Origin of the sequence: Nocardiopsis sp. L17-MgMaSL7 (assembly GCF_003182025.1) — a bacterium.
Lineage (GTDB): Bacteria > Actinomycetota > Actinomycetes > Streptosporangiales > Streptosporangiaceae > Nocardiopsis > Nocardiopsis prasina.
Genome location: NZ_QGTF01000009.1, coordinates 147,301 through 170,342 on the forward strand (window position 1 = coordinate 147,301; position 23,042 = coordinate 170,342).

The following is a 23,042-nucleotide window of genomic DNA, read 5'->3' on the forward strand; positions in this document are numbered from 1 at the left end:
GGAGACCCCGGCCCCGTCCGCACTCCGGATCCGCCTCGGTGTCCGGCTCAGTCGTTGTCGACCAGCAGGTCGGCGCGCTCCCGGGGCGGGTCGTCGGCGTACAGGGTGTCCTCCTGCCGGGCCCACGAGGCACGATGGGGGGCGTACTGCTCCGCGTCCTCACGGCCGTCGAGCCTGCGGGCCCGGGTCCGCGGGTCGGCCTCGACCCACACCAGCAGGTCGGTCAGGTCGCGTACGGGGGCGGCCCCCGAACCGCATCCCTCCACGACCAGGGTGCCCCCGTGATGAAGGAGGTCGGCGGGGAGGCCGACCCACTCCGCGCCGAACTCCGCGTGCTCCCAGTCGTACCGGTGCCAGGCGGGTGCGCGCCCCTCGGCCAGCGGCAGCAGCACCCACTCCCTGAGCAGGGCGGGAGCCTCGGCCAGGCCGTCCCAGCCGGGATACAGGTCCTCCATCGTCAACAGGGCCACCGCCTCTCCCCGGTCACCCAGGGAACGGCACACCCGGGCTGCCACGGTGCTCTTGCCCGACCCCGAACGCCCCTCCACCGACACGACCCGCACCCGAGGGCCCCTCCGGACGGCGCCCAGAACGGTCCCGGCCACGTACTCCGCCCACCCGGGACGGTCGGTGCTCACCCTCGCCATGACAACGAACCTAGGGCACGCGCGCCCCGGCCCCGCCGCGACGGTGACTCCGGGGTCCGCCTCCCCGTTCAATGCTTGTAACATTCGACCGAACAACGCCAGAGCGAGCGGACCGACGGAGTGAAGGGGCACGTGGTGACCGAGACCGGCACGACCCCCGGATCCCAGTCAGCGCTGCGGGAGGCCAACGAGCGCCGCGTTGTGGACGTGCTGCGCCGGGACGGCACCCGCACGCAGGCCGAACTCGCCCGCGCCACGGGGCTGTCGGCGGCCAGCGTCTCCAACATCGTCCGCGGCCTGCGCGCCGCCGGGACCGTGTCGGTGCGCGACGCCTCCTCCAACGGACGCAGGGCCCGGGCGGTCACACTGTTGCGTCCCCCGGGCACGGTCGTCGCCGTGGAGTTCGAAACCGACCGCGTTCGCGTGGCGGTGGGCGACAGCGAGGGCAACCTGCTGGCCCGCGAGTCCATTGCCTACGAGGTGGCCGCCGACGCCGAGCGCGCCGTCCGCCGGGCCGCCTGGCTGACCGAGACCACCCTGTTGGGCGCCCGGATCGACCTGGGCACCGTGGCCTCCGTGGTGGCCTCCGTGCCGGGGCCGATCGCCCCCGACACCGGTGAGGTCGGCGCCATCTCCTGCCTGGCCCGGTGGGCGGGCTTTCGCCCCGCCCAGGCGCTGGGAGAGCGGCTCGGCCTGCCAGTGCGGGCCGAGAACGACGCCAACCTCGCCGTGGTGGCCGAACGCGAACTGGGCGCCGCGCAGGGCGCGCACCACGTCATCCAGCTGGTCCTTGGCGAGGGCGTCGGGGCGGGCATCGTCATGTCCGGCCAGCTCTTCCGGGGCGCGGGCGGCACCGCGGGGGAGATCGGGCACATCGGTCTGGACCCGCGCGGGCAGGTGTGCCGCTGCGGCAACCGGGGCTGTCTGGAGACCTTCGTGGGCACCGGGTACCTGCTGAACATGCTGCCCCGGACCTACGACCTCGCTCCCGGCACGGACCGTACCCGCCTGCGGGAGGTGGTCGCCTCCGCGCTGGGGGAGGACCCCGGCAGCCGCCGCATCATCGCGGAGGCCGGAAGCGCCCTGGGGCAGGGGGTGGCGATCATGGCCAACCTGTTCAACCCGGACCGCGTGGTGGTCGGCGGTGACCTGGCCGGTGCGGGTGACCTCCTGCTGGATCCCATGCGCCGGGCGATGGAGATGGGGACCCTGGGCGGTGCCCTGGCTCAGCTCGAACTGGAGACCACCGCCCTGGGCGAGGACGCGGCGATCCGCGGCGCACTGCTCACGGCCGCTCACAGCCTGCGCTGATTGCTGGCCCGTTCGTTCTCCCCTGTGAAGATCTTTCACACGGGTGTGCCGCACGCTCCGCACAGCGCCCGCCTCGTGCACAAGCGTCCTGGCCTGCACCTTTTTTGATTTCAGCTCATGAACTCAAGACTCGTAATGTTTCGGTTATGTGTTCAACAGTTGACGGCAAGGTGGACGCGGGGTTCTACTTCACACCATCGATCGCGCATTCTCATCCGCGCTGGTTCCGCAAGAGAGGCCCCCCGCGTTGACCACAAGACGCTCCCCACTCCGCCGCCCCACCGCCACCCTGGGCGTCGCCGCCGCCGGTGCGGCCCTGGCCCTGTTCGCCACCGCCTGCGGTTCGCTCACCACTGACGACTCCGCCGGTGAGACCCAGACCCACAGCATCGAGGAGGGCTTCCACGTCGGTCTGCTGCTCCCCGAGCTCCAGACGGCCCGCTACGAGGCCTTCGACAAGCCCTACTTCGAGGAGGCGCTGGAGAACCTCTGCCCCAACTGCGAGCTCTCCTACGCCAACGCCGACCAGGACGTCGACGAACAGCAGACCCAGGCGCAGGCGATGCTGACCGCCGGGGTCGACGTCCTCGTGCTGGGCGCCGTCGACTCCGAGGCCGCCGCCGGAACCGTGAACGAGGCCCGCGGCCAGGGGGTGCCGGTCGTGGCCTACGACCGACTCGCCCAGGGCGGCGTCGACATGTACGTCTCCTTCGACAACTTCCGGGTCGGCCAGGTCCAGGCCGAGGCACTGGTCGGCGCCCTCGAACAGGAGGGAACCGCCGGTGACGGCCAGATCGTCGTGATCAACGGTTCGCCGACCGACCCCAACGCGGGCGACTTCAAGGCGGGCGCCCACGAGATCTTCGAGGGCCAGGTCGAGATCGGGCAGGAGTTCGACACCCCCGACTGGTCCCCGGACGAGGCCAACAGCCAGATGGAGGGTGCCATCACCTCCCTCGGCCTGGACGAGATCGTCGGTGTCTACTCGGCCAACGACGGCATGGCGGCGGGCATCATCTCCGCCCTGCGCAGCGCCGGCGTCTCCGTGGAGGACCTTCCCCCCGTCACCGGTCAGGACGCCGAGCTGCACGGCATCCAGCGGATCGTCTCCGGTGAGCAGTACATGACCGTCTACAAGGCCATCCGCCCCGAGGCCGAGATCGCCGCCGCCATGGCCGTCTCCCTGGCCACCGGCGACGACCTCGAATCCGGCGAGCACACCGTCACCGAGGTCGAGGACGCCGACGGTGAGATGGTCGACTCGATCCTGCTCGACCCGGTCGCGGTCACCGTCGACGACATCGCCGACACGGTCGTCTCCGACGGTTTCTACACCATCGAGCAGATCTGCACCGCCGACTACGCCGACTTCGACTTCTGCAAGGAAGCCCTCTAGCCAGGCCCCACGTCCGGGCCGCCCCACCGTCCGAGGCGGCCCGGACGCGACGCCCCGCGAGGCCGGGCCGCGCGCGGAGCAACCGGCCCCCGTCGGGGGCGAGAGAGAGAAACAGGCACATGAGTACACCCGTCCTGGAACTGTCCGGGATCTCCAAGACCTTCGGGGCCGTCAAGGCCCTCTCCGAGGTCGACTTCCAGGTCGACCCCGGGGAGGTGGTCGCCCTGCTCGGGGACAACGGCGCGGGCAAGTCGACCCTCGTCAAGGTCATCGCCGGGGCACACCCGGCCGACAGCGGCGGTACCGTCCACTGGGACGGCACGCCGGTCACCATCGGGGCGCCCGCCGACGCCCAACGCCTCGGGATCGCCACCATCTACCAGGACCTCGCGCTGTGCGACAACCTGGACATCGTCGGCAACCTCTTCCTGGGCAACGAGCGACTCCACTTCCCCGGCACGCTCGACGAGGTCGAGATGGAACGGCGGGCCGTGGAGCTCCTCGACTCCCTGTCGGTGAGCATCCCCGACCTGCGCGTGCCCGTGGCCGCCCTCTCCGGCGGCCAGCGGCAGATCATCGCCATCGCCCGGTCCCTCCTGGGCCAGCCCCGCGTGGTCATGCTCGACGAACCCACCGCGGCGCTGGGCGTGGCCCAGACCGCCCAGGTCCTCGACCTCATCGAGCGCCTGCGCGACCAGGGCCTGGGTGTGGTCCTGATCAGCCACAACATGGCCGACGTCCGCGCCGTCGCCGACCGGGCGGTCGTGCTCCGCCTCGGCCGCAACGCGGGCGACTTCCCCATCGCCTCGACCAGTTACGAGGAGATCGTGGCCGCCATCACCGGCGCCTCGGACAACCCGGTGACCCGTCGATCCACCCGTACCGGCTCATCGGCCACGGCCACGAAGGACAAGGAATGAGCCAGCAGACACACGTCTCCCAGGGCGACGACACCTCCGTTGCGGCGAGCGGCCCCCAGCGCGACCCCCGCCTGCTGGCCACCGTCGCCTCGCCCGGCGGGTGGCTCCGGGCCCTGCGCCGCAACCTCCGGGGCGGAGAGCTGGGCGCGGCTCCGGTCATCGTCGGCCTCCTGCTGATCGCCGTCGTCTTCCAGTCGATGAACGACCGGTTCCTGTCCCCGCAGAACCTGTCCAACCTCACCGTGCAGATCGCCGCGATCGGCCTCATGACCACCGGCGTCATCATGGTCCTGCTGCTCGGGGAGATCGACCTGTCGATCGGTTCGGTCGCCGGGCTGTCCGCCGGGGTGCTGGCGGTCCTCGCGGTCCGGCACGGCTGGTCCGAGTGGGCGGCCATCGGCGCGGCCGTGGGCGTCGGCCTCCTGGTGGGCCTGCTCCACGGGTTCGTCTTCGCGAAGATGGGCGTACCGGCCTTCGTGGTCACCCTCGCGGGCCTGCTCGGCTGGCAGGGCGTGCACCTGTACCTGATGGGCGGCGACGGGAGCATCAACACCAGCTCCAGCGGCCCCATCGCGATGCTCACCCAGACCTACTTCGTCCCGGTCGTGGGCTGGTTCCTGGTCCTGGTGGCCCTCGCCCTCTACCTGGTGTCCGTACTGGTCGTCGAGGGCAGACGCCGTTCGGTGGGCCTGCCCTACAAGCCGGTGACCGAGGTGCTGTTCCGGACCCTCCTGCTGGCCCTGCCGCTGGCGGGCGGCGTGTGGGTGCTCAACCAGTACAAGGGCGTGCCGCTGGCCTTCCTCATCTTCGTGGGTTTCGTGGTGGTGCTGGACCTGGTGCTGCGCAAGACCCGCTACGGCCGCATGGTCTACGCCGTGGGAGGCAGTTCGGAGGCCGCGCGCCGGGCCGGGATCAACGTGGACCTCATCCGGATCTCCGTCTTCGGGATCGCCTCCACCCTGGCGGCCCTCGGCGGCGTCATGCTGGTGTCCCGCAACTTCGCGGCCAGCGTGTCCACCGGTGGCGGCGCCGAACTGATGATGGCCATCGCGGCGGCGGTGATCGGCGGCACCAGCCTGTTCGGCGGGCGCGGCAACGCCTACTCGGCCCTGCTCGGCGGCCTGGTGCTGGGCGCCATCACCTCGGGCCTGCTGCTGCTCCAGATGGACACCTCGGTGCGCTTCATGATCACGGCGGCCGTCCTGCTGATCGCGGTCGTGCTCGACGCGCTCTCGCGTCGGGGACGCAAGACCCACGCCAGGGGCGGTGCCTAGCCAGCCCCCACCTCGTTCCACTCCCGAAGCGGCGGACCCGGGTCCGCCGAAGGGCCCGGGCCGGTTCCACTCCCACCGGTCCGGGCCCCGCCGCGTGCGCGGACCGTGTGTGTCGCTTTGTCGGCTTCGTGCGGGAGGGTGTGTTGTGCGTGGGCTGATCCGCGACGCTGCTCCGGAGCGGGGGAGCGCTCCACGATTCCGACGTCTCCCCGGGCTGGCGGCGTGGGCGGAGCTGTTCGCCCGGGGCGGCGGCCGCGTGCTCCGCCACCGGGTCACCCCCGACGACCTGGTGTCCCTGAGGGCCGACCACGAACTGGTCGTCATCGCGGCCGGTCGCGGCGAACTCGCCGGGATCTTCCCCCGCGACGAGCGCCGCCACGCACGGCAGGTCACCGCGTGGAGCAGGGTGATGCTCACCGGGCCGCACCACGTGTGGGAGCTGTACCGCCTGGCGGACCGGCACCCGCCCACCGCCGACCGGTTCGCCAACTCCTTCGGCGACCCCGCCGGGCTCATCGACTGGTTCCTGCACCCGGAGGGGGCGACGGCCTACGTGGACGGCGTGCGACGGACGTGTCCATGACGTCGTCCCATGTCCCTATCTCCTAATCCCGATCGGGCTGAGGGGGATATAACGTCGTCCCCCTCATGTTCGCTGATCTCCTCACACCCACCGCCCACGCCCTGTTCGGGCAGATCGACGCCTGGGTCTTCCTCCTGGTGGCGGCCACCGCCGTCCTGGCCGGAGCGGCCGTCCAGAGCATGGTCGGACTCGGCCTCGGACTGGTCGCCGCCCCGGTGATCTCCTTCCTCGACCCCACGCTCATGCCCGGCTCGCTCCTGATCGCCGTGATCATCCTGCCGATGTTCACCCTCCTCCAGGAGTGGCGCCACGTGGACTGGCGCGGCCTCGCCTGGGGGCTGCCCGCCCGGTTGCCCGGCACCGTCCTGGCGGTGTGGGTGGTGGCGGTCCTCGAACCCCGCGCCCTCGCCGCGGTCGTCGGCGTCATGGTGCTCGTGGCCGTCGCCCTGACCGTGCGGTCCTTCCGGGTGCGCATCACCCCGGTGTCCCTGGTCGCGGCGGGCACCCTCTCCGGGTTCGCGGGCACCGCCACCTCCGTGGGCGGACCGCCCATGGCCCTGCTCTACCAGCACGAACCACCCGAGCGAGTGCGGGCCACCCTGGCCGCGTTCTTCCTGCTCGGCGGTGCCCTCTCCCTGCTCTCCCTCGGGATCGGCGGGCAGCTGGACGCTCGTACCGCCGCCGCGGGGATCGCCGCCATCCCCTGTGTGGGCCTCGGCTTCCTGGTCGGCAATCGGGTCCGTCGTTGGGTCGATCCGGGGCGCATGCGGACGGCCCTGCTGTGTGTGGTGACCGTCTCCGCGATAGGCCTCCTCACACAGGCCGCGCTCGGCTAGCCTCGGCAACTCGGGTGGTCTGCGGTAAAGCCGCTCCCAAGAGGGAGTAATCTACGCCGAAACCTCCGTGGCGGGAGTCGTTCCGGCGGAGTCCGCCGGAATCGGTCACGCCCTTATGTCGGGGGTACCGTCAAATCCGTAGCCTCTGGGGCGACGCCGGGTGTGACCCGGGGGCGAAGGCCCATAAACTCGGGTATACCTGCCGGTAGCCAAGCTCGGCCCACGTCAGGGGCCGGAGCGGGCATACGTAACGTGGACACGCTGGACGAGGGGACTGACGAGACAGTGACACTGTTCGAGTCGATACACAATCCGGAAGCGCTCAAGAAGCTCCCGGCCGACCAGCTCCCTGCGCTGGCCCGGGAGATCAGGGACTTCCTGGTCGACTCCTGCTCCCAGACCGGGGGACACCTCGGTCCCAGCCTCGGCGTCGTCGAGCTGAGCATCGCGCTGCACCGGGTCTTCGACTCACCGAAGGACCCCATCCTCTTCGACACCGGGCACCAGGCCTACGCGCACAAGGTCCTCACGGGCCGCCACGACTTCAGCGACCTGAAGTCGGAGGGCGGCCTGTCCGGCTACCCCTCCCGCGCCGAGTCCGAGCACGACTTCATCGAGAACTCCCACGCCTCCACATCGCTGTCCTACGCCGACGGCATGGCCAAGGCCAACGAGGTCCAGGGCCGCACCGACCGGACCGTGGTCGCCGTCATCGGAGACGGCGCCCTCACCGGCGGCATGGCCTGGGAGGCCCTCAACAACATCGCCGAGCGCAAGAACCGGCGCCTGGTCGTCGTCGTCAACGACAACGGCCGCTCCTACTCGCCCACGAGGGGCGGCCTGGCCGACCACCTCTCCTCGCTGCGCATGGCCCCCGGCTACGAGCAGGCCCTGGACCTGGCCAAGAACACCCTCAACCGCACCCCGGTGGTCGGACAGCCCCTCTACGAGGCCCTGCACGGCCTCAAGAAGGGCCTCAAGGACACCATCCAGCCGCAGATGATGTTCGAGGACCTCGGCCTGAAGTACCTCGGCCCCATCGACGGACACGACGAGCCCGCCGTGGAGAAGGCCCTGCGCCGGGCCCGCGATTTCGGCGGACCGGTGATCGTCCACGTCATCACCCAGAAGGGCAAGGGCTACGCCCCGGCCGAGAACCACGACGAGGACCAGTTCCACGCCCCCGGCCCGTTCGACATCGACACCGGTGCGGCCAAACCCGGCCCCAAGGTCGAGAAGTGGACGTCGGTCTTCGCCGAGACCATGGTGGAACTGGGCGGCGAGCGCGAGGACATCGTCGGCATCACCGCCGCGATGCTCCACCCCACCGGCCTCAACAAGTTCGCCGACGCCTACCCGGACCGCGTCTTCGACGTCGGTATCGCCGAACAGCACGCCGCCACCGCCGCCACCGGAATGGCGATGAACGGCCTGCACCCGGTGGTCGCCGTCTACGCGACCTTCCTCAACCGCTGTTTCGACCAGGTGCTGATGGACGCCGCCCTGCACCGCCAGGGCGTCACCTTCTGCCTGGACCGCGCGGGCGTCACGGGCAACGACGGCGCCAGCCACAACGGCATGTGGGACATGTCCATCCTCCAGGTGGTCCCCGGGCTCCGGCTGGCCGCACCGCGTGACGCGGTCCGGCTGCGCGCCCTGCTGCGCGAGGCCGTGGCGGTCGACGACGCCCCCACCGTCGTGCGCTACCCCAAGGGCGCGGTGGCCGAGGAGCTCACCGAGATCGGCAAGGTCGGCAGCATGGACCTGCTGCGCCGCGCCACCGACGGCGGCCACGGCAAGGACCTCCTCATCGTCGGGGCGGGCACCATGGCGCAGGTCGCCTGCGAGGTGGCCGACCGCATGGCCGACCAGGGCATCGGCGTCACGGTCATCGACCCCCGCTGGGTCAAGCCGCTGGACGAGGCCCTGGTGGCCGAGGCCGCCGAGCACTCCGTGGTGGCGGTCGTCGAGGACAACGGCCGCACCGGCGCTGTCGGCGACGCCGTGGCCCGCCTGCTGCGCGACCACGACGTGGACGTGCCCGTGCGGACCTTCGGCATCGAGCAGGAGTTCCTCGACCACGCCAAGCGCGACCGCATCCTCCAGCAGCAGGGGCTGACCCCGCAGGAACTGTCCCGCAAGCTCACGGAAACCGTCTCCCGCCACACCGAGCTGGGCGGAACCCGGCCCGAACTGGCTGACGAGAAGGCCTGACCCACACCCTCCTGGCAGCACTGGATCTGACTCCGGTGCTGCCAGAATGGGTTCATGACCGACCAGCCCGACGCCCAGGACGAGACTCCGCTCAGGGTGGCCGTGATCGGCTCCGGCCCGGCCGGGGTCTACGCCGCGGACGCCCTCACCCGCCAGCGCCGCGTACCGGTCCGGGTCGACATCGTGGACCGGCTGCCCACCCCCTACGGCCTCGTCCGCTACGGGGTGGCCCCCGACCACACCAAGATCAAGGGCGTGGCGCGGACGCTGCGCAGGGTCCTGGAGCACCCGCACGTGCGGTTCGTCGGCGGGGTCGAGTTCGGCACCGACCTCACGCGCGCCGACCTGTCGCGCTCCCACCACGCCGTCGTCTACGCCACCGGCGCCAGTGTGGACCGGCGCATGGGCGTACCCGGTGAGGACCTGCCCGGCAGCGTCGCCGCCACGGACTTCGTCAACTGGTACTGCGGGCACCCCGACAACCAGTGGGAGGACTTCGGCCTCGACGCCGAGGAGGTCGCGGTGGTCGGCGCGGGCAACGTCGCCCTTGACGTCGTGCGCGTCCTGGCCAAGACCGCCGACGAACTCCGGCACACGGACATCCCGCAGACGGTCCTGGAGGCGCTCGCCGCCAGCCGGGTGCGTACGATCCACCTCCTGGCCCGCCGGGGTCCGCTCCAGGCCAAGTTCACCGCGCCCGAACTCCGCGACCTGCTGGAGCTTCCCGGTGTGGACGTCGTGGTGCGCGCCGAACAGGTGGACATCGACCTCACCGAGATCGGTACCCGGAGCCCCGAACTGCGCGAGGTCTCCCGGGCGGCGCGCACCAACCTGCGGCTCCTGCGGGAACTGGCCGAGCGTGCTACCGAGGGGCGTCCACGCCGCGTCGAACTGCGTTTTTGGACCCGTCCCGAGGAGATCCTGGGTACGGACCGGGTGAACGGCCTGCGGGTCGAGCACACCCGGCTCGACCCGCAGGGCCGCCTGGAGGGAACCGGCGAGCACGAGGTCCTGGACGTCGGCATGGTGCTGCGCTCGGTCGGGTACGTCGGTGTGCCCCTCGAAGGCGTGCCCTTCGATTCCGGTGCCAGGACGGTGCCGCACGAGGCGGGCCGGGTGCTGGACGCCCATGGAAGGCCGGTGCCCGGCGACTACGTGGCCGGGTGGATCAAACGCGGTGCCACCGGGGTGATCGGCACGAACAAGTCGGACGCCGCGGGGACCGTCCGCGCACTTCTGGAGGACGCCCCGCTGCTCCGCGCGTCCGTTCCCGACCCCGTCGCCCTGGAGCGGGTCCTGGACGACCGCGGGCTGCGGCACAGCGACTACGAGGGCTGGCTGCGCATCGACACCGCCGAGGCCGGCCACGCGGCCGACCTGGACCGGGGGGAACGCGTGAAGTTCAGGGACTGGGACGCCTACCGGAGGATCCTGGGGCAGGACTGAGTCAGGTGACGTCCCCGGCGGAGGCGTCGTAGGTGTTGCAGCCGCCCACCGTCGGGCTGGTGTAGCCCGACTCCAGCCAGTACGCGCGGTTGGCCGCGCTGCCGTGGGTGTCCAGGTCGCCACCGCCGTTGAAGTGCAGGTTGACCACGTCCAGGGCGTCGCCCTCGGGGTCGGTCAGGCCGCGCAGCCCCACCCCGGCCATGCACTCGGCCTGGAGTTCCGTGCGGCGCAGGGTGTCCAGTTCGTCGGCCTCGCTGCCCGCGCTGCGACGCAGGTCGTGGGAGATGCTGAGGATGCCGGTCGCGTACTGCACGTGGTGGGCGTACTCGTGGCCCATCAGCGCGAGCCACACGTCCGCCTGGTGGGTGTCGGGGATCTGCTCGCCGACCTGGCGCACGTTCGGCAGGACCACGGTGATCAGGCCCCGGTCGCTCTCGTAGTAGGCCAGGGTGAAGGAGTCCTCGCTGTCCGTCTCCAGGGACTCGTCGGTGACGGTGATCTCGGGCAGTTCGGGGTCCAGACCGAGCTCGTCCATGACCGGCGCCCACAGTTCGTTCAGGCAGGTCCCGGCCTCGTTGGCGAACGCCTCCCAGGAGTCGTCCGAGTCGGTCCGCAGTTCCGGCAGGCCGCAGTCGACGGGCTCGGGCATGGGCACGTCGTAGATCGGGTGGTCGACGAGGTCGACCTGCCCCGGGTTCGGCTGGGCGTGCAGGGCGCTGTCGTAGAACGACGCCAGGTCGGTGCCACCGGTGGACACCTCCTCCTGCGGGGTGTTCACCGCGATGACCACGCTGGCGACGAGCGCGACCAGGGCGACCGAGGCCGCCGAGAACGCACCCACCAGCACCGCCCGGCCCCTGTCACGCGGAGGCCGTGGCGGCGTCCCCCACTGCGGAGGGCCCTGGTGCCACTGCGGCTGCGGGAAGTGCCCGGGACGCTGGTGGGGAGGCGCCCCTGGCGGAACGGTGCCGGGGAACCGCGCCGTGCGGGGCTGTCCCGTCCACCCGGGAGCCTGGTGGGTCGGCTGGGGCCACCACTGGCGTTGCGGGACCTGCGTCCCGTGCGGTGCGGCATGGCCCGGAGCGGCCTGTGGTCCCGGAGGTGCCCACCCCGCCTGCGAGGCGTGCGTCGGCTGGGGCCCGTACGTCGGATTGTTCGGGTGCGCTTGGTGACCGGAGTGCGGAGGCTGTCCCTGCGGGGTCCCGGGCGCCTGGTGGCCCGGAGCCACGGGCGGGCCCGGCACCGGCCGGGGCCGCTGGTCCTGCGGCGCCTGGGTGGGTCTCAGGTGCCCCTGCGGCGCCTGAGGCGCCCGGGGTGCGTGGTTCTGCGCGGGCGGGCGCCCCTGAGGCTCCTGTGGTGCCTGTGGGGCGATCCCGGGTTCCTGGTGTCCCTGTGATCCGGGAGACTCCTGGGACGAGGTGGACTGCCCCGGTTGCTGACTCTGTGCTGGAGGCGGACCCGTTGGTACCTGGGGGGCCTGTGGTCTTTGTGACGCGTGCGGCGCCTGAGGCGCCCGGGGTGCGTGGTTCTGCGCGGGCGGGGGCCCCTGAGGCTCCTGTGGTGCCTGTGGGGCGATCCCGGGTTCCTGGTGTCCCTGTGATCCGGGAGACTCCCGGGGCACCGCCGAGGCATGCGGTGTGTGGGGCATCGCCGGTCGCGGGTCGTTGGACTGCGAAGCGGAGCTTCGCTGCGTGTCCTGCGCCGCGTGCGGGACCTGCGTCCCCTGGAGCTCGCGTGACAGTTGGTTCGGAGCGGATGCCGAGACCCCATGGGCTGGGTCCTGTGGAGCGAAGTCAGGCTGCGAAGGCCGCGAGGCGGGCTGCCCCGGTAGCTGACCCTGTGTGGGGCGCGGTCCCGCTGGTGCGTGGGTGGGCCCCTGGGAGGTCTGTGGCGGATCCGAGGGGCCTGGAGTGTCGTGCGGCGCCCTGGAGGGGGGAGGGCTCTCCCCGGGCTGGTCAGCTCCGGTTCGGTTCTCCACGGGACCGTCCTCGTCTTCGCGCCTACAGGGGAGCGGCATGCCGGATTCGTGCCCACGAATCCGGCAATAGCCGCAGACCTCCAGTATGGGGCTTGAACGGGCGGGTCCCGGTCAGGTGCCCCCCGCCTTCTGGGGCGGGGAATAGCGAACCCCGAGGTCCTTCGCCATGTTCTGAAGCTCGGACTCGAAGAATGGTTCCATGTCCCGCACGACGAAACTCAGATGTTGGAACACTTCCATGCAGACCACCCCATAGAGGCGCACCCAGCACGCGGTGAGCACCATGACGGCGCCCTCGGAGATGTCCGGAGAGGTGAACCCGACGGACTCGGCGAAGGAGCGCAGCTCCGGTCGGAGCGCGTTCGGGATCTCCTCGTCGGCTGGCAGCGGGAAACGCTCCTCCGAGACCAGCCGGTCGAAGAGGGTGAAGAACGTGGAACCGAACCGACGGCCCGCCTCCAGGGCGCGGGAGATGTCGGCCTCGGGGTCCAGTCGGGTCCTCGGCCCGAACATCACCGAGAACTCGGCCTGATGGGTGACGGCCCAGTTCCGGAAGGCGCGCAGTGAGACGAGGATGCGGCCGTCCGTGTCCTCCACGGGCATGCTCGCGTCGGCTGCGGACACCACGTCGGCCAGGTCCTCGTACATCTCCGCCGTGATCAGCACGAGCAGCGCGTCGATCCCCGGCACGTAGCGGTACAGGCCGGGTGCGGTCATACCCATCTCACGGGCGATCGCGCGCAGGGACACCCCGACGACCCCGAACTCCACGAGGTGTCTGCGGGCGATCTCCTTGATCTCGGCGAGTGTGGCTTCGCGCACACGTTCGCGGCGGCTGAGGGTGCCCCCGGCCCGATGCTCGCTTGTGACCGGCGGTTTCGTCATGTGCTGCGGTACACCCCGTCTCACGCGCCAGGGTCGAGGCGCTCTCGTTCTCTCGGCGATATTGACATCGTAATGCCTGCACGCTTTAGTGAACGCCGTTAACAAACACTGTTCACGAATATGACGAGCGTTCGCTTGAAAGGGCGGCCCATGCCGACACACACGGGGATCTTCGGCCGACTGGGGCTCGGCGCCCACCGGGGCCGATGGTGGATTCTGGCCCTCACAGGGCTCTTCGCTGCCTTCTCCGTGGTGTGGGGGCTCGGCGTCTTCTCGGACGTCAGCCAGAGCGGATTCGAGGACCCCGGCTCGGAGTCCTCACGGGCCATGGACGTGCTCCAGGAGGAGCTCGGCCACGACGACATCGACGTCATCGCGGTCTACCGCAGCGACGAGATGCAGGTGGACAACCCGACCTTCGCCAAGGCAGTCCAGCGGATCGCCGACGACCTGCCCGAGGACGTCGTCACCGGGTACGACCTGTACCTGGACGAGGAGCTGTCGGACGTCGAGCGCGGCATGCTCGTGTCCGAGGACTTGCACTCGACCTACGTTCCGGTCACCCTCGCGGGCGAGACGCACGACGAACGCCTGCACCAGTTCGAGGCGGCGGCGAGCGTCCTGGAGTCCGGACCTCTGGAGACCCACCTGGGCGGCCCGATCGCCGTCGAGCACGAGCTCTCCGAGACGGCGGAGAGCGACATCATCCGCGCCGAGCTCATCACCCTTCCGGTCCTGCTCCTGTTGCTGGTGCTGATCTTCGGCGGCCTGGTCGCCGGGCTGGTGCCGCTGGCGGTCGGTGGCCTGGCGATCCTCGGTTCCCTCACCGTGCTGCGCGCCCTGACCTCGGTGACCGAGGTGTCGGTCTTCGCCATCAACGTCGCCACCTTGCTGGGCCTGGGGTTGGCGATCGACTACGGGCTGTTCATGGTCAGCCGCTTCCGCGAGGAGCTGGGCCGGGGGCGCACCGTCCCCGACGCGGTGCGCCGCACGGTCGACACTGCCGGTCGGACGGTCGCCTTCTCCGGAGTGACGGTGGGCATCGCCTTCGCGGGCCTGTTGTTCTTCCCGCAGCCCATCCTCAAGTCCATCGGCTTCGGCGGCATCGCCGTGGTGGCCTTCGACCTGATCGCCGCCCTGGTGTTCCTGCCCGCGCTGCTGGCGGTGGTGGGCCGCCGGATCGACCGACTCGGGCTGCCCCTGCCGCGTCGGACCGTGACCGGTGTGATCGACGAGAACGCGGGGGCCTGGGCGAGGTTCGCCCGCACCGTGATGCGCGGCCCCGCCGTGTCCCTGGTCGCGGTCGGCTGTGTCCTGGTGGCCTTCAGCTCCGGCCTCGCCTCCACTCAGTTCGGCGCCACCGACCAGCGCTACCTTCCGGTCGACGCCTCCAGTCGGATCGGCACCGAGTCGATGGCGGAGGACTTCCCCGCCGGGCAGGTCGGCAGGCTGCACGTGGCGGTGCGCGGTGACAGCGGTGAGGCGCGGCTCGACGAGTACGTGGAGCGCCTCGACGCCCTGCCCGGCGCGGTCCGCGCGAGTGTCACCCGGACGACGGAGGGCGTCGCGCACGTGGAGGTCGCCTACCAGGGCGCCACGGACGACCCCGAGGTGCAGCAGCTGGTGCGCGACGTGCGCGCCGATCCCGGGCCCGAGGGCGCCGAGGAGACCCTCGTGGGCGGTGTGGCCGCCATGCAGCTGGACAACCTGGACGCGATTGTGCAGGAGGCTCCGAAGACGGTCGCGTTCATCATCGGTTCCACGCTGGTCCTGCTCTTCCTCGCCTTCGGTTCCGTGGTGCTGCCGGTCAAGGCGGTCCTCATGGGGGCGCTGTCACTGGGCGCCTCGCTGGGCGTGGTGATCTGGGGGTTCCAGGAGGGGCTCTTCGCCGGGCTGCTCGGCTTCGACGCGGTCGGCACCATCGACCCCACGTACCTGGTGCTCATCATGATCGTGTCCTTCGGGCTGGCGATGGACTACGAGCTGTTCCTGTTGAGCCGGGTGCGGGAGGAGTACCTGCGCAGTGGGGACAACACCCGCTCGGTGGCCCTGGGGCTCCAGCGCACCGGACGGATCATCACCAGCGCCGCCCTGCTGCTGGGCGTGGTGCTCGTGGCGATGGGTACCTCCGGTCTCCTCTTCCTGAAGATCATCGGTATCGGGCTCGCTCTCGCCGTCCTGGTGGACGCCACGCTGGTCCGGGCGGTCATGGTGCCCGCCACCATGCGTCTTCTCGGCGACTGGAACTGGTGGCTGCCGCGTCCGCTGCGGTGGTTGCACGACAGGATCGGCATCTCCGAGGGCGGTGACGACGAGGAGGCGGCCGCTCCCGTCGAACAGCGGGAGAAGGTGACCGCGGGCGTCTGAGCCGCCCTGATCGCCCCCAGGACCCCGTCCGGCCCCGTGCCGGGCGGGGTCCTCGCGTTGCTGGGGGAGTACTTCCCATAATCATAGTGTGTGCATACGATATGTTCGCTCTACCAATCAGGGATCGGTGCACCTGACCCGGCGCCACACGCACTCTCCAGGAGAAGTCATGGCCGCCCCACCCGTCACCACCCCCGCCCGACCCACGCCGCTGGCCAGGCTCGGCCGCACGGTCGCCCGTCACTCCGGCCGCGTCCTGCTGCTGGCCACCGCCGTCGCACTCACCGCTCTCGTCCTGGCCGCGGGAGTCCTCGACCGCCTCCAACTCAGCCGCTTCGAGAGCCCCGGCTCCGAGTCCCACCAGGTCGAACAGGCCCTGGAGGAGGGGTTCGGCACCGGCAAGCACCACTTCCTGCTGCTGGTCACCGCCCAACGGGGCACCGTCGACTCACCGGAGGTCGTGGAGGCCGCCACCGGACTCGAACGGGAACTGGCCGCCCGTGACGGTGTCGTGGAGACCGCCTCCTACTGGTCGCGCGACGGTTCACCCGCGATGCGTTCCGACGACGCCACCCAGGCGCTGGTCACTGTACGCATGTCGGGAACGGTCACCGAGGCCCGCACCGCGCTCGCCGACATCTCACCCGACTTCACACGCACCGACGACGTGATCCGCGTGGAGGTCGGGGGAGGGGACGAGATCTTCCGCCAGGCCGCGGCCCAGGCCCAGAGCGACTTCGTGCGCGCAGAGATCATCATCCTGCCGCTGGTCCTCGCCCTGCTCCTGCTGCTCTACCGCAGGGTCTCCGTGGCCGCGCTCACCCTGGCCATGGGGGTGTACTCGGTGGTCACCACTCTCGCCCTGCTGCGCGGGGTGGCCGCGCTCACCGAGGTGTCGACCTTCGCCGCCAACCTCACCCTGGTCATGGGGATCGGGCTCGGAGTCGACTACGGCCTGTTCGTGATCACCCGGTTCCGAGAGGAGCTCGCCCGGGGACACGGGGTCGCCGAAGCCGTCGAGCTGGCCGTGGCGCGCGCCGGGCGCACCGTGGTGTTCAGCGGCCTCACCGTGGCGATCGCGCTGTCCTGCCTGATGCTCTTCCCCTTCCCGTTCCTCCAGTCGTTCGCCTACGCCGGAGTGGGCGTGGTCCTGACTTCCGTCGTCGCCGCCCTCGTGGTCCTGCCCGCCGCGCTCGCGAGGGTGGGGCACCGGGTCCGGCCCCGCAGTGAGCCGCGCGCCGACCGGGGTTGGTGGCACGCCACCGCACTGCGGATGACGCGCCGCCCCCTGCTCTACGGTGTGCCCGCCCTCGGCCTGGTGCTGCTGCTGGCACTTCCCGCGCTCGGTATCAACTTCGGCCTGCCCGACGCGCGCGTCCTGCCCGAGGGCCACTCCAGCCGCGACGTCCAGGAGCAGATCGAGGCGGGCTTCTCCCAGGAGGAGATGGACGCCGTGCACGTCCTGGTCGACTCCACGGACACCGCGACGGAGGAGGTCGACGCCTACGCCGCCGCCCTGTCCCGAGTGTCCGGGGTGGCCCAGGTCGACGCCCGCACCGGTACCTACCAGGACGGGCGGCTCACGATCACACCCGGGGACGCCACGGATCGCTTCGGCTCGGAGGGGGCGACGTGGTTCTCGGTGGTGCCCACCACAACGGCGCTGGAGGACGCCTCCGGATTCATCGACCTCCTCCGTGACGTGCCCGCCCCGGCCGACACCGCGATCGGCGGCTATCCGGCCGACCTCACCGACTTCGGCGACGCCCTCCTGGAACGGGTGCCCCTCGTGGTGGGGATGATCCTGGCGGTCACCTTCGTACTGCTGTTCCTGATGACAGGGAGCCTTCTGCTGCCGCTCAAGGCGATCCTGCTCAACGTGCTCAGCCTCGCGGTGATGTTCGGTGTCATCGTCTGGGTGTTCCAGGAGGGCAACCTGTCCGGGGTCCTCGGGTTCACCGCCGACGGAACCCTGGAGGTGACCTTCCCGATCCTGATGTTCTGCGTGGCCTTCGGGCTGTCCATGGACTACGAGGTGTTCATGCTGGCCAGGATCAAGGAGGAGTACGACCTGACCGGCGACACGACGTCCGCTGTGGCGGCCGGACTCCAGCGCAGCGGCCCCCTGGTGACCGCCGCGGCCGTGGTGTTGGCCGCCTCCTTCGCGGTCTACGCGACCTCCAGCGTCCTCTACCTGATCATGCTCGCGGTGGGGATGGCCGCGGTGATCGTGGTCGACGCCACCCTGATCCGGGGCGTGCTGGTCCCGGTGACCATGCGCCTGGCCGGTCGCGCCAACTGGTGGGCTCCCGCGCCCCTGCGCCGCGTGCACGCCAGGCTGGGCCTGAGCCACTGACTACTCGGTCTTGGTGACCCGGGGGTGCGCCGCCACGAGGCGGCCGGAGAGTTCGTGCAGGGCGGCTCGCTCGTCCTCGTTCAGTTCGGCGAAGAACGCCCGCTCCAACCGTTCGGCCTCCGCGCGGGCCCGCTCCAGTACCTCCAGGGCCCGCGCGGTGGGGGTCACGATGTAGCGCCTGCGGTCCCGGGGGTTGCGCACGCGTTCGGCCAGCCCCTGCCGTTCCAGATCGTCGACGACCCCGACCATCACGTTGGGGTCGATGCCCAGGGCTCGGCTCAGCTCCTGCTGCGAGGGGTCGGCCATGGACGCCGTCGCGGCGAGCACATGGAACTGGCGGGGGCTGACCTCCAGCTCCTCGAAGGCCGACGCGGTGGTCGCCTGGAGGAGCTCGCCGAGCTTGATCAGTCGGAACCCGGTCAGCTGCCACAGGGGGGAGACCCACGCACTCGCCTCGTTCATGGCCGCATTCTACTTTCGGCCGACCGCTCGTCCCGGGCGGTCGGCCGAATCCGCCTCAGTCCCGGAAGACCCCGTCGACCGAGTCGACGCTCAGGGCCCGGTCGAACCAGACGTCGAGTCGTTCGAGGTCACGGCAGGCCCCGATCCGTTCCCTCGCCGCAGCGTCGGGGGACATCCCCCGGGCCTCGAGCACTCGCAGGACGGACTCGCTCTTTGCTTCGGCCCTTCCCTCGGCCCTGAGGCTCTCGGTCCAGGCACTCGTGTACTCGTAGGTGTCCGTCATCATGAGCTCCTCCAAGGCCCGCTGGCCGTTGCTGTCGGTGAGCAGGTGCAGCGCGTATCCAATGTACTTCGTCGCCGTTTCCTGGTCGATGGAGTCCAGCCCGCTGTGTAGTGCCCTGATCACTTCCGGGTCGGCCGGTCCGTGGGCGGCTGCGGATAGCACCCCCAGAGTCGGGAACCGACCGACCTCACCTGGGTCGGTGATGACCGGGATACGTTCGGGGCCCAGCACGATCGGGTTGAGAACGAACCCCGGGTGTCCAAGGGAGATCGGCCGGCTGTACCAGTCGGCCACGTGTTGCCGTGGGCAGATGACCAACAGCGCCACCGGGCACTCGTTCTTGGACCGCAGAGCTGCGACGTACTCGGGCCAGGTGAAGCGCTTGCGTTCCTTCTCGTCTCTCTGCACCTCCACGACGATGCCCATCAACGTTCCGAAAGGGTCATCGCCGACCTTCCCGCGCAGCAGGATCGCGACGTCGGACCGGCGTTCGACCGGATCGACGTGCCCGAGATCGCAGGAGGTCAGCTCGCTTCGGTCGTAGACCGGTACTTCCACTCCGAGGTCGCGCAGGAAGCCCACAGCCATGTCGGGGGCATCGGCGAACAGCTCCGAGTAGATCTGGTGTTCAGGGGATATGGCCACGGACAACACGTTACAGAGAGTCACAGGTCGGGTGTGCTTGTAGTCGAAATCTGTGGACGAGTACCCGGAAGAGAAAGGGCCCGGCCCCCTGGTGGGGGACCGGGCCCTTGGGGACCGGGGAGCCTAGAAGGCCTTCGGTGCGCCCTCGTGGAACGGCTTGCCGTTCACCTCGGTGGACACGCCGACCTTGTCCAGGTACGGGGTGATGCCGCCGGTGTGGAAGGGCCAGCCGGCGCCCGTGATCAGGCACAGGTCGATGTCGGCGGCCTCGGCCACGACACCCTCGTCCAGCATGATCCGGATCTCCTTGGCCATGGCACGCAGGGCCCGGTCCAGGATCTCCTTCTCCTCGGACGGGGAGTCCCCGCCCTTGAGGAGCTCCTTCACCTCGGGGTCGATGGTGAGGTCCGGGGCGAAGATCGCCGTCTTCCCCGCCTTGACCACGGCGTCCAGCTGCGGCGAGACCGCGAAGCGCTCCGGGAAAGCGCCGTGCAGGGTCTCGGCGACGTGCAGACCGACCGCCGGGCCGACCAGCTGGAGCAGCATGAGCGGCGACATCGGCAGACCCAGCGGCGCGACCGCGCGGTCGGCCACCTCGGGCTCGGTGCCCTCGCCCACCGCGGCCAGGACCTCACCCATGAACAGGGTGAGCAGGCGGTTGACGACGAACGCCGGGGCGTCCTTGCACAGGACCGAGGTCTTCTTCAGCTTCTTGGCCGTGGCGAACGCCGTGGCCAGCGAGGCGTCGTCGGTCCGGTCGCCGCGCACGATCTCCAGCAGCGGCAGGACGGCGACGGGGTTGAAGAAGTGGAAGCCCACGACCCGCTCGGGGTGCTGGAGCTTCGACGCCATCTCGGTGATGGACAGCGAGGAGGTGTTGGTCGCGAGGATCGCCTCGGGGGAGACCACGGCCTCCACCTCGGCGAACACCTGCTGCTTGACCTCCATCTTCTCGAAGACGGCCTCGATGACGAAGTCGGCGTCCGAGAAGGCGTCCTTGGTGAGCGAACCGGAGACCAGGGCCTTCAGGTGGTTGGCCTTGTCCTGGTTGACGCGCCCCTTCTTGAGGAGCTTGTCGACCTCGCCGTGGACGTAGTCCACGCCCTTGTTCAGGCGGTCCTGGTCCAGGTCGGTCATGACGACCGGCACGTCCAGGCGGCGCGCGAACAGCAGGGCCAGCTGACCGGCCATCAGACCGGCGCCGACGACGCCCACCTTGGTGACCTTGCGGGCCAGCGACTTGTCCGGCGCCCCGGCGGGACGCTTGGCGCGCTTCTGCACGAGGTCGAAGGCGTACAGCCCGGCCTTGAGCTCGTCGCTCATGATGAGGTCGGCGAGCGCCTGGTCCTCGGCGTCGAAGCCCTCGTCCCGGGTGGCGGTCTTGGCGGCGGCGACAAGCTCGACGGCGCGGGCCGGGGCCGGGGCGGCGCCGTGCAGCTTGCCCTCGACCACGAAACGGGCCATGTTGACAGCGTTGTCCCAGGCCTCGCCCTTGTCGACCTCGGGGCGCTCGACGGTGACGTCGCCCTTGACGACCCGCGCGGCCCAGCGCAGGGACTCCTCGACGAAGTCGGCCGGCTCGAAGATCGCGTCGGCGATCCCCATTTCGAAGACCTGCTTGCCCTTGATCATCTTGTTCTGGGCGAGCGGGTTGTCGACGATCAGCTTCAGGGCCTTCTCGGCACCGATCAGGTTGGGCAGCAGGTAGGTGCCGCCCCAGCCGGGGACCAGGCCGAGGAAGGCCTCGGGGAGCGCGAAGGCCGGGACGCCGGAGGACACGGTGCGGTACGAACAGTGCAGCGCCACCTCGACGCCGCCGCCCATGGCAGCCCCGTTGACCAGGGCGAAGGTGGGTACGTCCAGCTCGCCGAGCTTGCGGAACACGTCGTGCCCCAGCTTGCCGATGGCCTCGGCCTGCTCGCGGTTCTGGAGCGCGGGGACACCGGTGAGGTCGGCGCCGACCGCGAAGATGAACGGCTTGCCGGTGACGGCGACGGCCACGATGTCGGTGCGCGCCTTGGCGGCCTCGATCGCGGCGTCCAGGCTCAGCAGACCGCCGGGGCCGAAGGTGTTCGGCTTGGTGTGGTCGTGCCCGTTGTCCAGGGTGATCAGGACAGCGGTGCCCGCGCCGTAGGGGAGCTCGACATCGCGGGAGATCGCGTTGGTGACGACCTCGTCCTTGAAAAGCTCGCGGGCTTCTTCGATGGCGGTGCTCACTTGCCCCCCTCGTAGTTGGTGTTCTCCCACAGGATGGTCCCGCCCATGCCCAGGCCCACGCACATGGTGGTGATGCCGTAGCGGACGTCGGGGCGCTCGGCGAACTGGCGCGCGAGCTGCATCATCAGACGGCCGCCGGAGGAGGCCAGCGGGTGGCCGACGGCGATGGCGCCGCCCCAGGGGTTGACGCGGGCGTCGTCGTCGGCGATACCGAAGTGCTCGAGGAAGGCGAGCACCTGCACGGCGAAGGCCTCGTTGATCTCGATCAGGCCGATGTCGTCGATCGTGAGGCCCTGGCGGGCGAACAGCTTCTCGGTGGCGGGGACCGGTCCGACACCCATGACCTCGGGCTCGACGCCCGTGAAGGAGAAGTCGACCAGACGCATCCTGGCGTCCAGCCCCAGCTCCTCGGCGACCTCCTCCGCCATGAGCAGCGTGCCGGTGGCGCCGTCGTTGAGACCGGCGGCGTTGCCGGGCGTCACGTTGCCGTGCGCGCGGAACGGGGTCTTGAGGCTCGCGAGCGACTCCATGGTGGTGCCGGGACGCGGCGGCTCGTCCTGGGTGGCCAGCCCGAAGCCCTTCTCCGCCGAGCGGACCAGGGTCTCGACCAGGTCGGGCTGGATCTTGCCGTCGGCGTAGGCCTTGGCGACCTTCTCCTGGCTGCGCACCGCGTAGGCGTCGGCACGCTCCTTGGTGATGGTCGGGAACCGGTCGTGCAGGTTCTCGGCGGTGTTGCCCATGACCAGCGCGGACGGGTCGACCAGCTTCTCGGAGATGATGCGGGGGTTGGGGTCGACGCCCTCGCCCATGGGGTGGCGGCCCATGTGCTCGACGCCACCGGCGATCACGACGTCGTAGGCACCGAAGGAGATGCCCGCGCCCGCGGTGGTCGCGGCGGTGAGGGCGCCGGCGCACATGCGGTCGATGGAGTAACCGGGGACGCTGCGCGGCAGCCCGGCGAGGATCGCGGCGGTGCGCCCGAGGGTCAGGCCCTGGTCGCCGATCTGGGTGGTGGCGGCGATGGCGACCTCGTCGACGCGCTCCGGGGGCAGACCCGGGTTACGGCGCATCAGTTCGCGGATGACGCGGACGATCAGGTCGTCGGCGCGCGTCTCGGCGTAGAGGCCCTTGCCTGACTTGCCGAACGGGGTGCGGACCCCATCGACAAACACGACATCGCGGGCAGTTCGCGACACGATGGCCCCTCCTTCTCCAAGCGTTG

At 70.5% G+C, this 23,042-nt stretch carries 16 protein-coding genes and 1 pseudogene; 10 read left to right on the forward strand and 7 right to left on the reverse strand.

Going from position 1 to position 23,042, the window contains the following annotated elements; genetic code table 11:
* Positions 1–47 precede the first annotated feature (47 nt).
* Positions 48–647 (reverse strand): uridine kinase, encoded by a 600-nt coding sequence (locus BDW27_RS17570; protein WP_017544975.1) that lies wholly within the window; start codon positions 645–647, stop codon positions 48–50.
* A 135-nt stretch (positions 648–782) separates the two neighbouring features.
* On the opposite strand from BDW27_RS17570, the gene BDW27_RS17575 reads away from it, so the two are divergent.
* From BDW27_RS17575 to BDW27_RS17610, 8 genes and pseudogenes are all read left to right on the forward strand, one after another.
* Complete coding sequence (locus tag BDW27_RS17575) at positions 783–1,958, forward strand: ROK family transcriptional regulator (RefSeq protein WP_110050496.1); 1,176 nt, start codon at positions 783–785, stop codon at positions 1,956–1,958.
* Positions 1,959–2,205: 247 nt separating this feature from the next.
* Positions 2,206–3,354, forward strand: a complete 1,149-nt coding sequence (locus tag BDW27_RS17580) for a sugar ABC transporter substrate-binding protein (protein ID WP_017544972.1) — start codon at positions 2,206–2,208, stop codon at positions 3,352–3,354.
* 119 nt (positions 3,355–3,473) lie between these two features.
* Positions 3,474–4,274, forward strand: coding sequence for an ATP-binding cassette domain-containing protein (locus BDW27_RS17585; protein WP_017544971.1), 801 nt, complete (start codon positions 3,474–3,476; stop codon positions 4,272–4,274).
* On the forward strand, positions 4,271–5,548 hold the full coding sequence (locus BDW27_RS17590; RefSeq protein WP_110050332.1) for a sugar ABC transporter permease: 1,278 nt from the start codon (positions 4,271–4,273) through the stop codon (positions 5,546–5,548). Before BDW27_RS17585 ends, BDW27_RS17590 begins: the two co-directional genes overlap by 4 nt.
* 373 nt (positions 5,549–5,921) lie before the next feature.
* Positions 5,922–6,157 (forward strand): annotated as a pseudogene (locus tag BDW27_RS28160) (FAD-binding oxidoreductase); the annotation flags it as partial.
* Between the two features lie 39 nt (positions 6,158–6,196).
* A complete protein-coding gene (locus tag BDW27_RS17600) occupies positions 6,197–6,967 on the forward strand; it encodes a sulfite exporter TauE/SafE family protein (protein ID WP_110050334.1) in 771 nt (256 codons plus the stop codon).
* A gap of 285 nt (positions 6,968–7,252) precedes the next feature.
* Positions 7,253–9,181 carry a 1-deoxy-D-xylulose-5-phosphate synthase gene (gene dxs / locus BDW27_RS17605; protein ID WP_026129329.1) on the forward strand — a complete coding sequence of 643 codons (1,929 nt, stop codon included), beginning with the start codon at positions 7,253–7,255 and terminating at the stop codon, positions 9,179–9,181.
* Between the two features lie 54 nt (positions 9,182–9,235).
* Positions 9,236–10,627, forward strand: coding sequence for an FAD-dependent oxidoreductase (locus BDW27_RS17610; protein WP_110050336.1), 1,392 nt, complete (start codon positions 9,236–9,238; stop codon positions 10,625–10,627).
* Between the two features lies 1 nt (position 10,628).
* On the opposite strand, the gene BDW27_RS17615 is transcribed toward BDW27_RS17610, so the two are convergent.
* Together BDW27_RS17615 and BDW27_RS17625 are read right to left on the reverse strand one after the other, a co-directional pair.
* On the reverse strand, positions 10,629–11,474 hold the full coding sequence (locus tag BDW27_RS17615) for a neutral zinc metallopeptidase (RefSeq protein WP_017544965.1): 846 nt from the start codon (positions 11,472–11,474) through the stop codon (positions 10,629–10,631).
* A 1,242-nt stretch (positions 11,475–12,716) separates the two neighbouring features.
* Positions 12,717–13,490 carry a TetR/AcrR family transcriptional regulator gene (locus BDW27_RS17625; protein WP_026129328.1) on the reverse strand — a complete coding sequence of 258 codons (774 nt, stop codon included), beginning with the start codon at positions 13,488–13,490 and terminating at the stop codon, positions 12,717–12,719.
* Positions 13,491–13,640: 150 nt separating this feature from the next.
* Between BDW27_RS17625 and BDW27_RS17630 the strand changes: the two genes are divergently transcribed.
* Together BDW27_RS17630 and BDW27_RS17635 are read left to right on the forward strand one after the other, a co-directional pair.
* Entirely contained in the window at positions 13,641–15,857 is a 2,217-nt protein-coding gene (locus BDW27_RS17630; protein ID WP_110050337.1) for an MMPL family transporter, read from the forward strand.
* 169 nt (positions 15,858–16,026) lie between these two features.
* Positions 16,027–18,213, forward strand: coding sequence for an MMPL family transporter (locus BDW27_RS17635; RefSeq protein ID WP_110050339.1), 2,187 nt, complete (start codon positions 16,027–16,029; stop codon positions 18,211–18,213).
* On the opposite strand, the gene BDW27_RS17640 is transcribed toward BDW27_RS17635, so the two are convergent.
* The 4 genes from BDW27_RS17640 to BDW27_RS17655 all read right to left on the reverse strand — a co-directional run bounded on the left by BDW27_RS17640 (position 18,214) and on the right by BDW27_RS17655 (position 22,992).
* Positions 18,214–18,675, reverse strand: a complete 462-nt coding sequence (locus BDW27_RS17640; RefSeq protein ID WP_110050341.1) for a MarR family winged helix-turn-helix transcriptional regulator — start codon at positions 18,673–18,675, stop codon at positions 18,214–18,216. It abuts the gene before it with no gap.
* 55 nt (positions 18,676–18,730) lie between these two features.
* Positions 18,731–19,603, reverse strand: a complete 873-nt coding sequence (locus BDW27_RS17645; protein ID WP_110050343.1) for a hypothetical protein — start codon at positions 19,601–19,603, stop codon at positions 18,731–18,733.
* A gap of 123 nt (positions 19,604–19,726) precedes the next feature.
* A complete protein-coding gene (locus BDW27_RS17650) occupies positions 19,727–21,820 on the reverse strand; it encodes a 3-hydroxyacyl-CoA dehydrogenase NAD-binding domain-containing protein (RefSeq protein ID WP_110050345.1) in 2,094 nt (697 codons plus the stop codon).
* Positions 21,817–22,992, reverse strand: a complete 1,176-nt coding sequence (locus BDW27_RS17655) for an acetyl-CoA C-acyltransferase (protein WP_017544957.1) — start codon at positions 22,990–22,992, stop codon at positions 21,817–21,819. The genes BDW27_RS17650 and BDW27_RS17655 overlap by 4 nt, the downstream gene beginning before the upstream one ends.
* Positions 22,993–23,042: the final 50 nt, after the last annotated feature.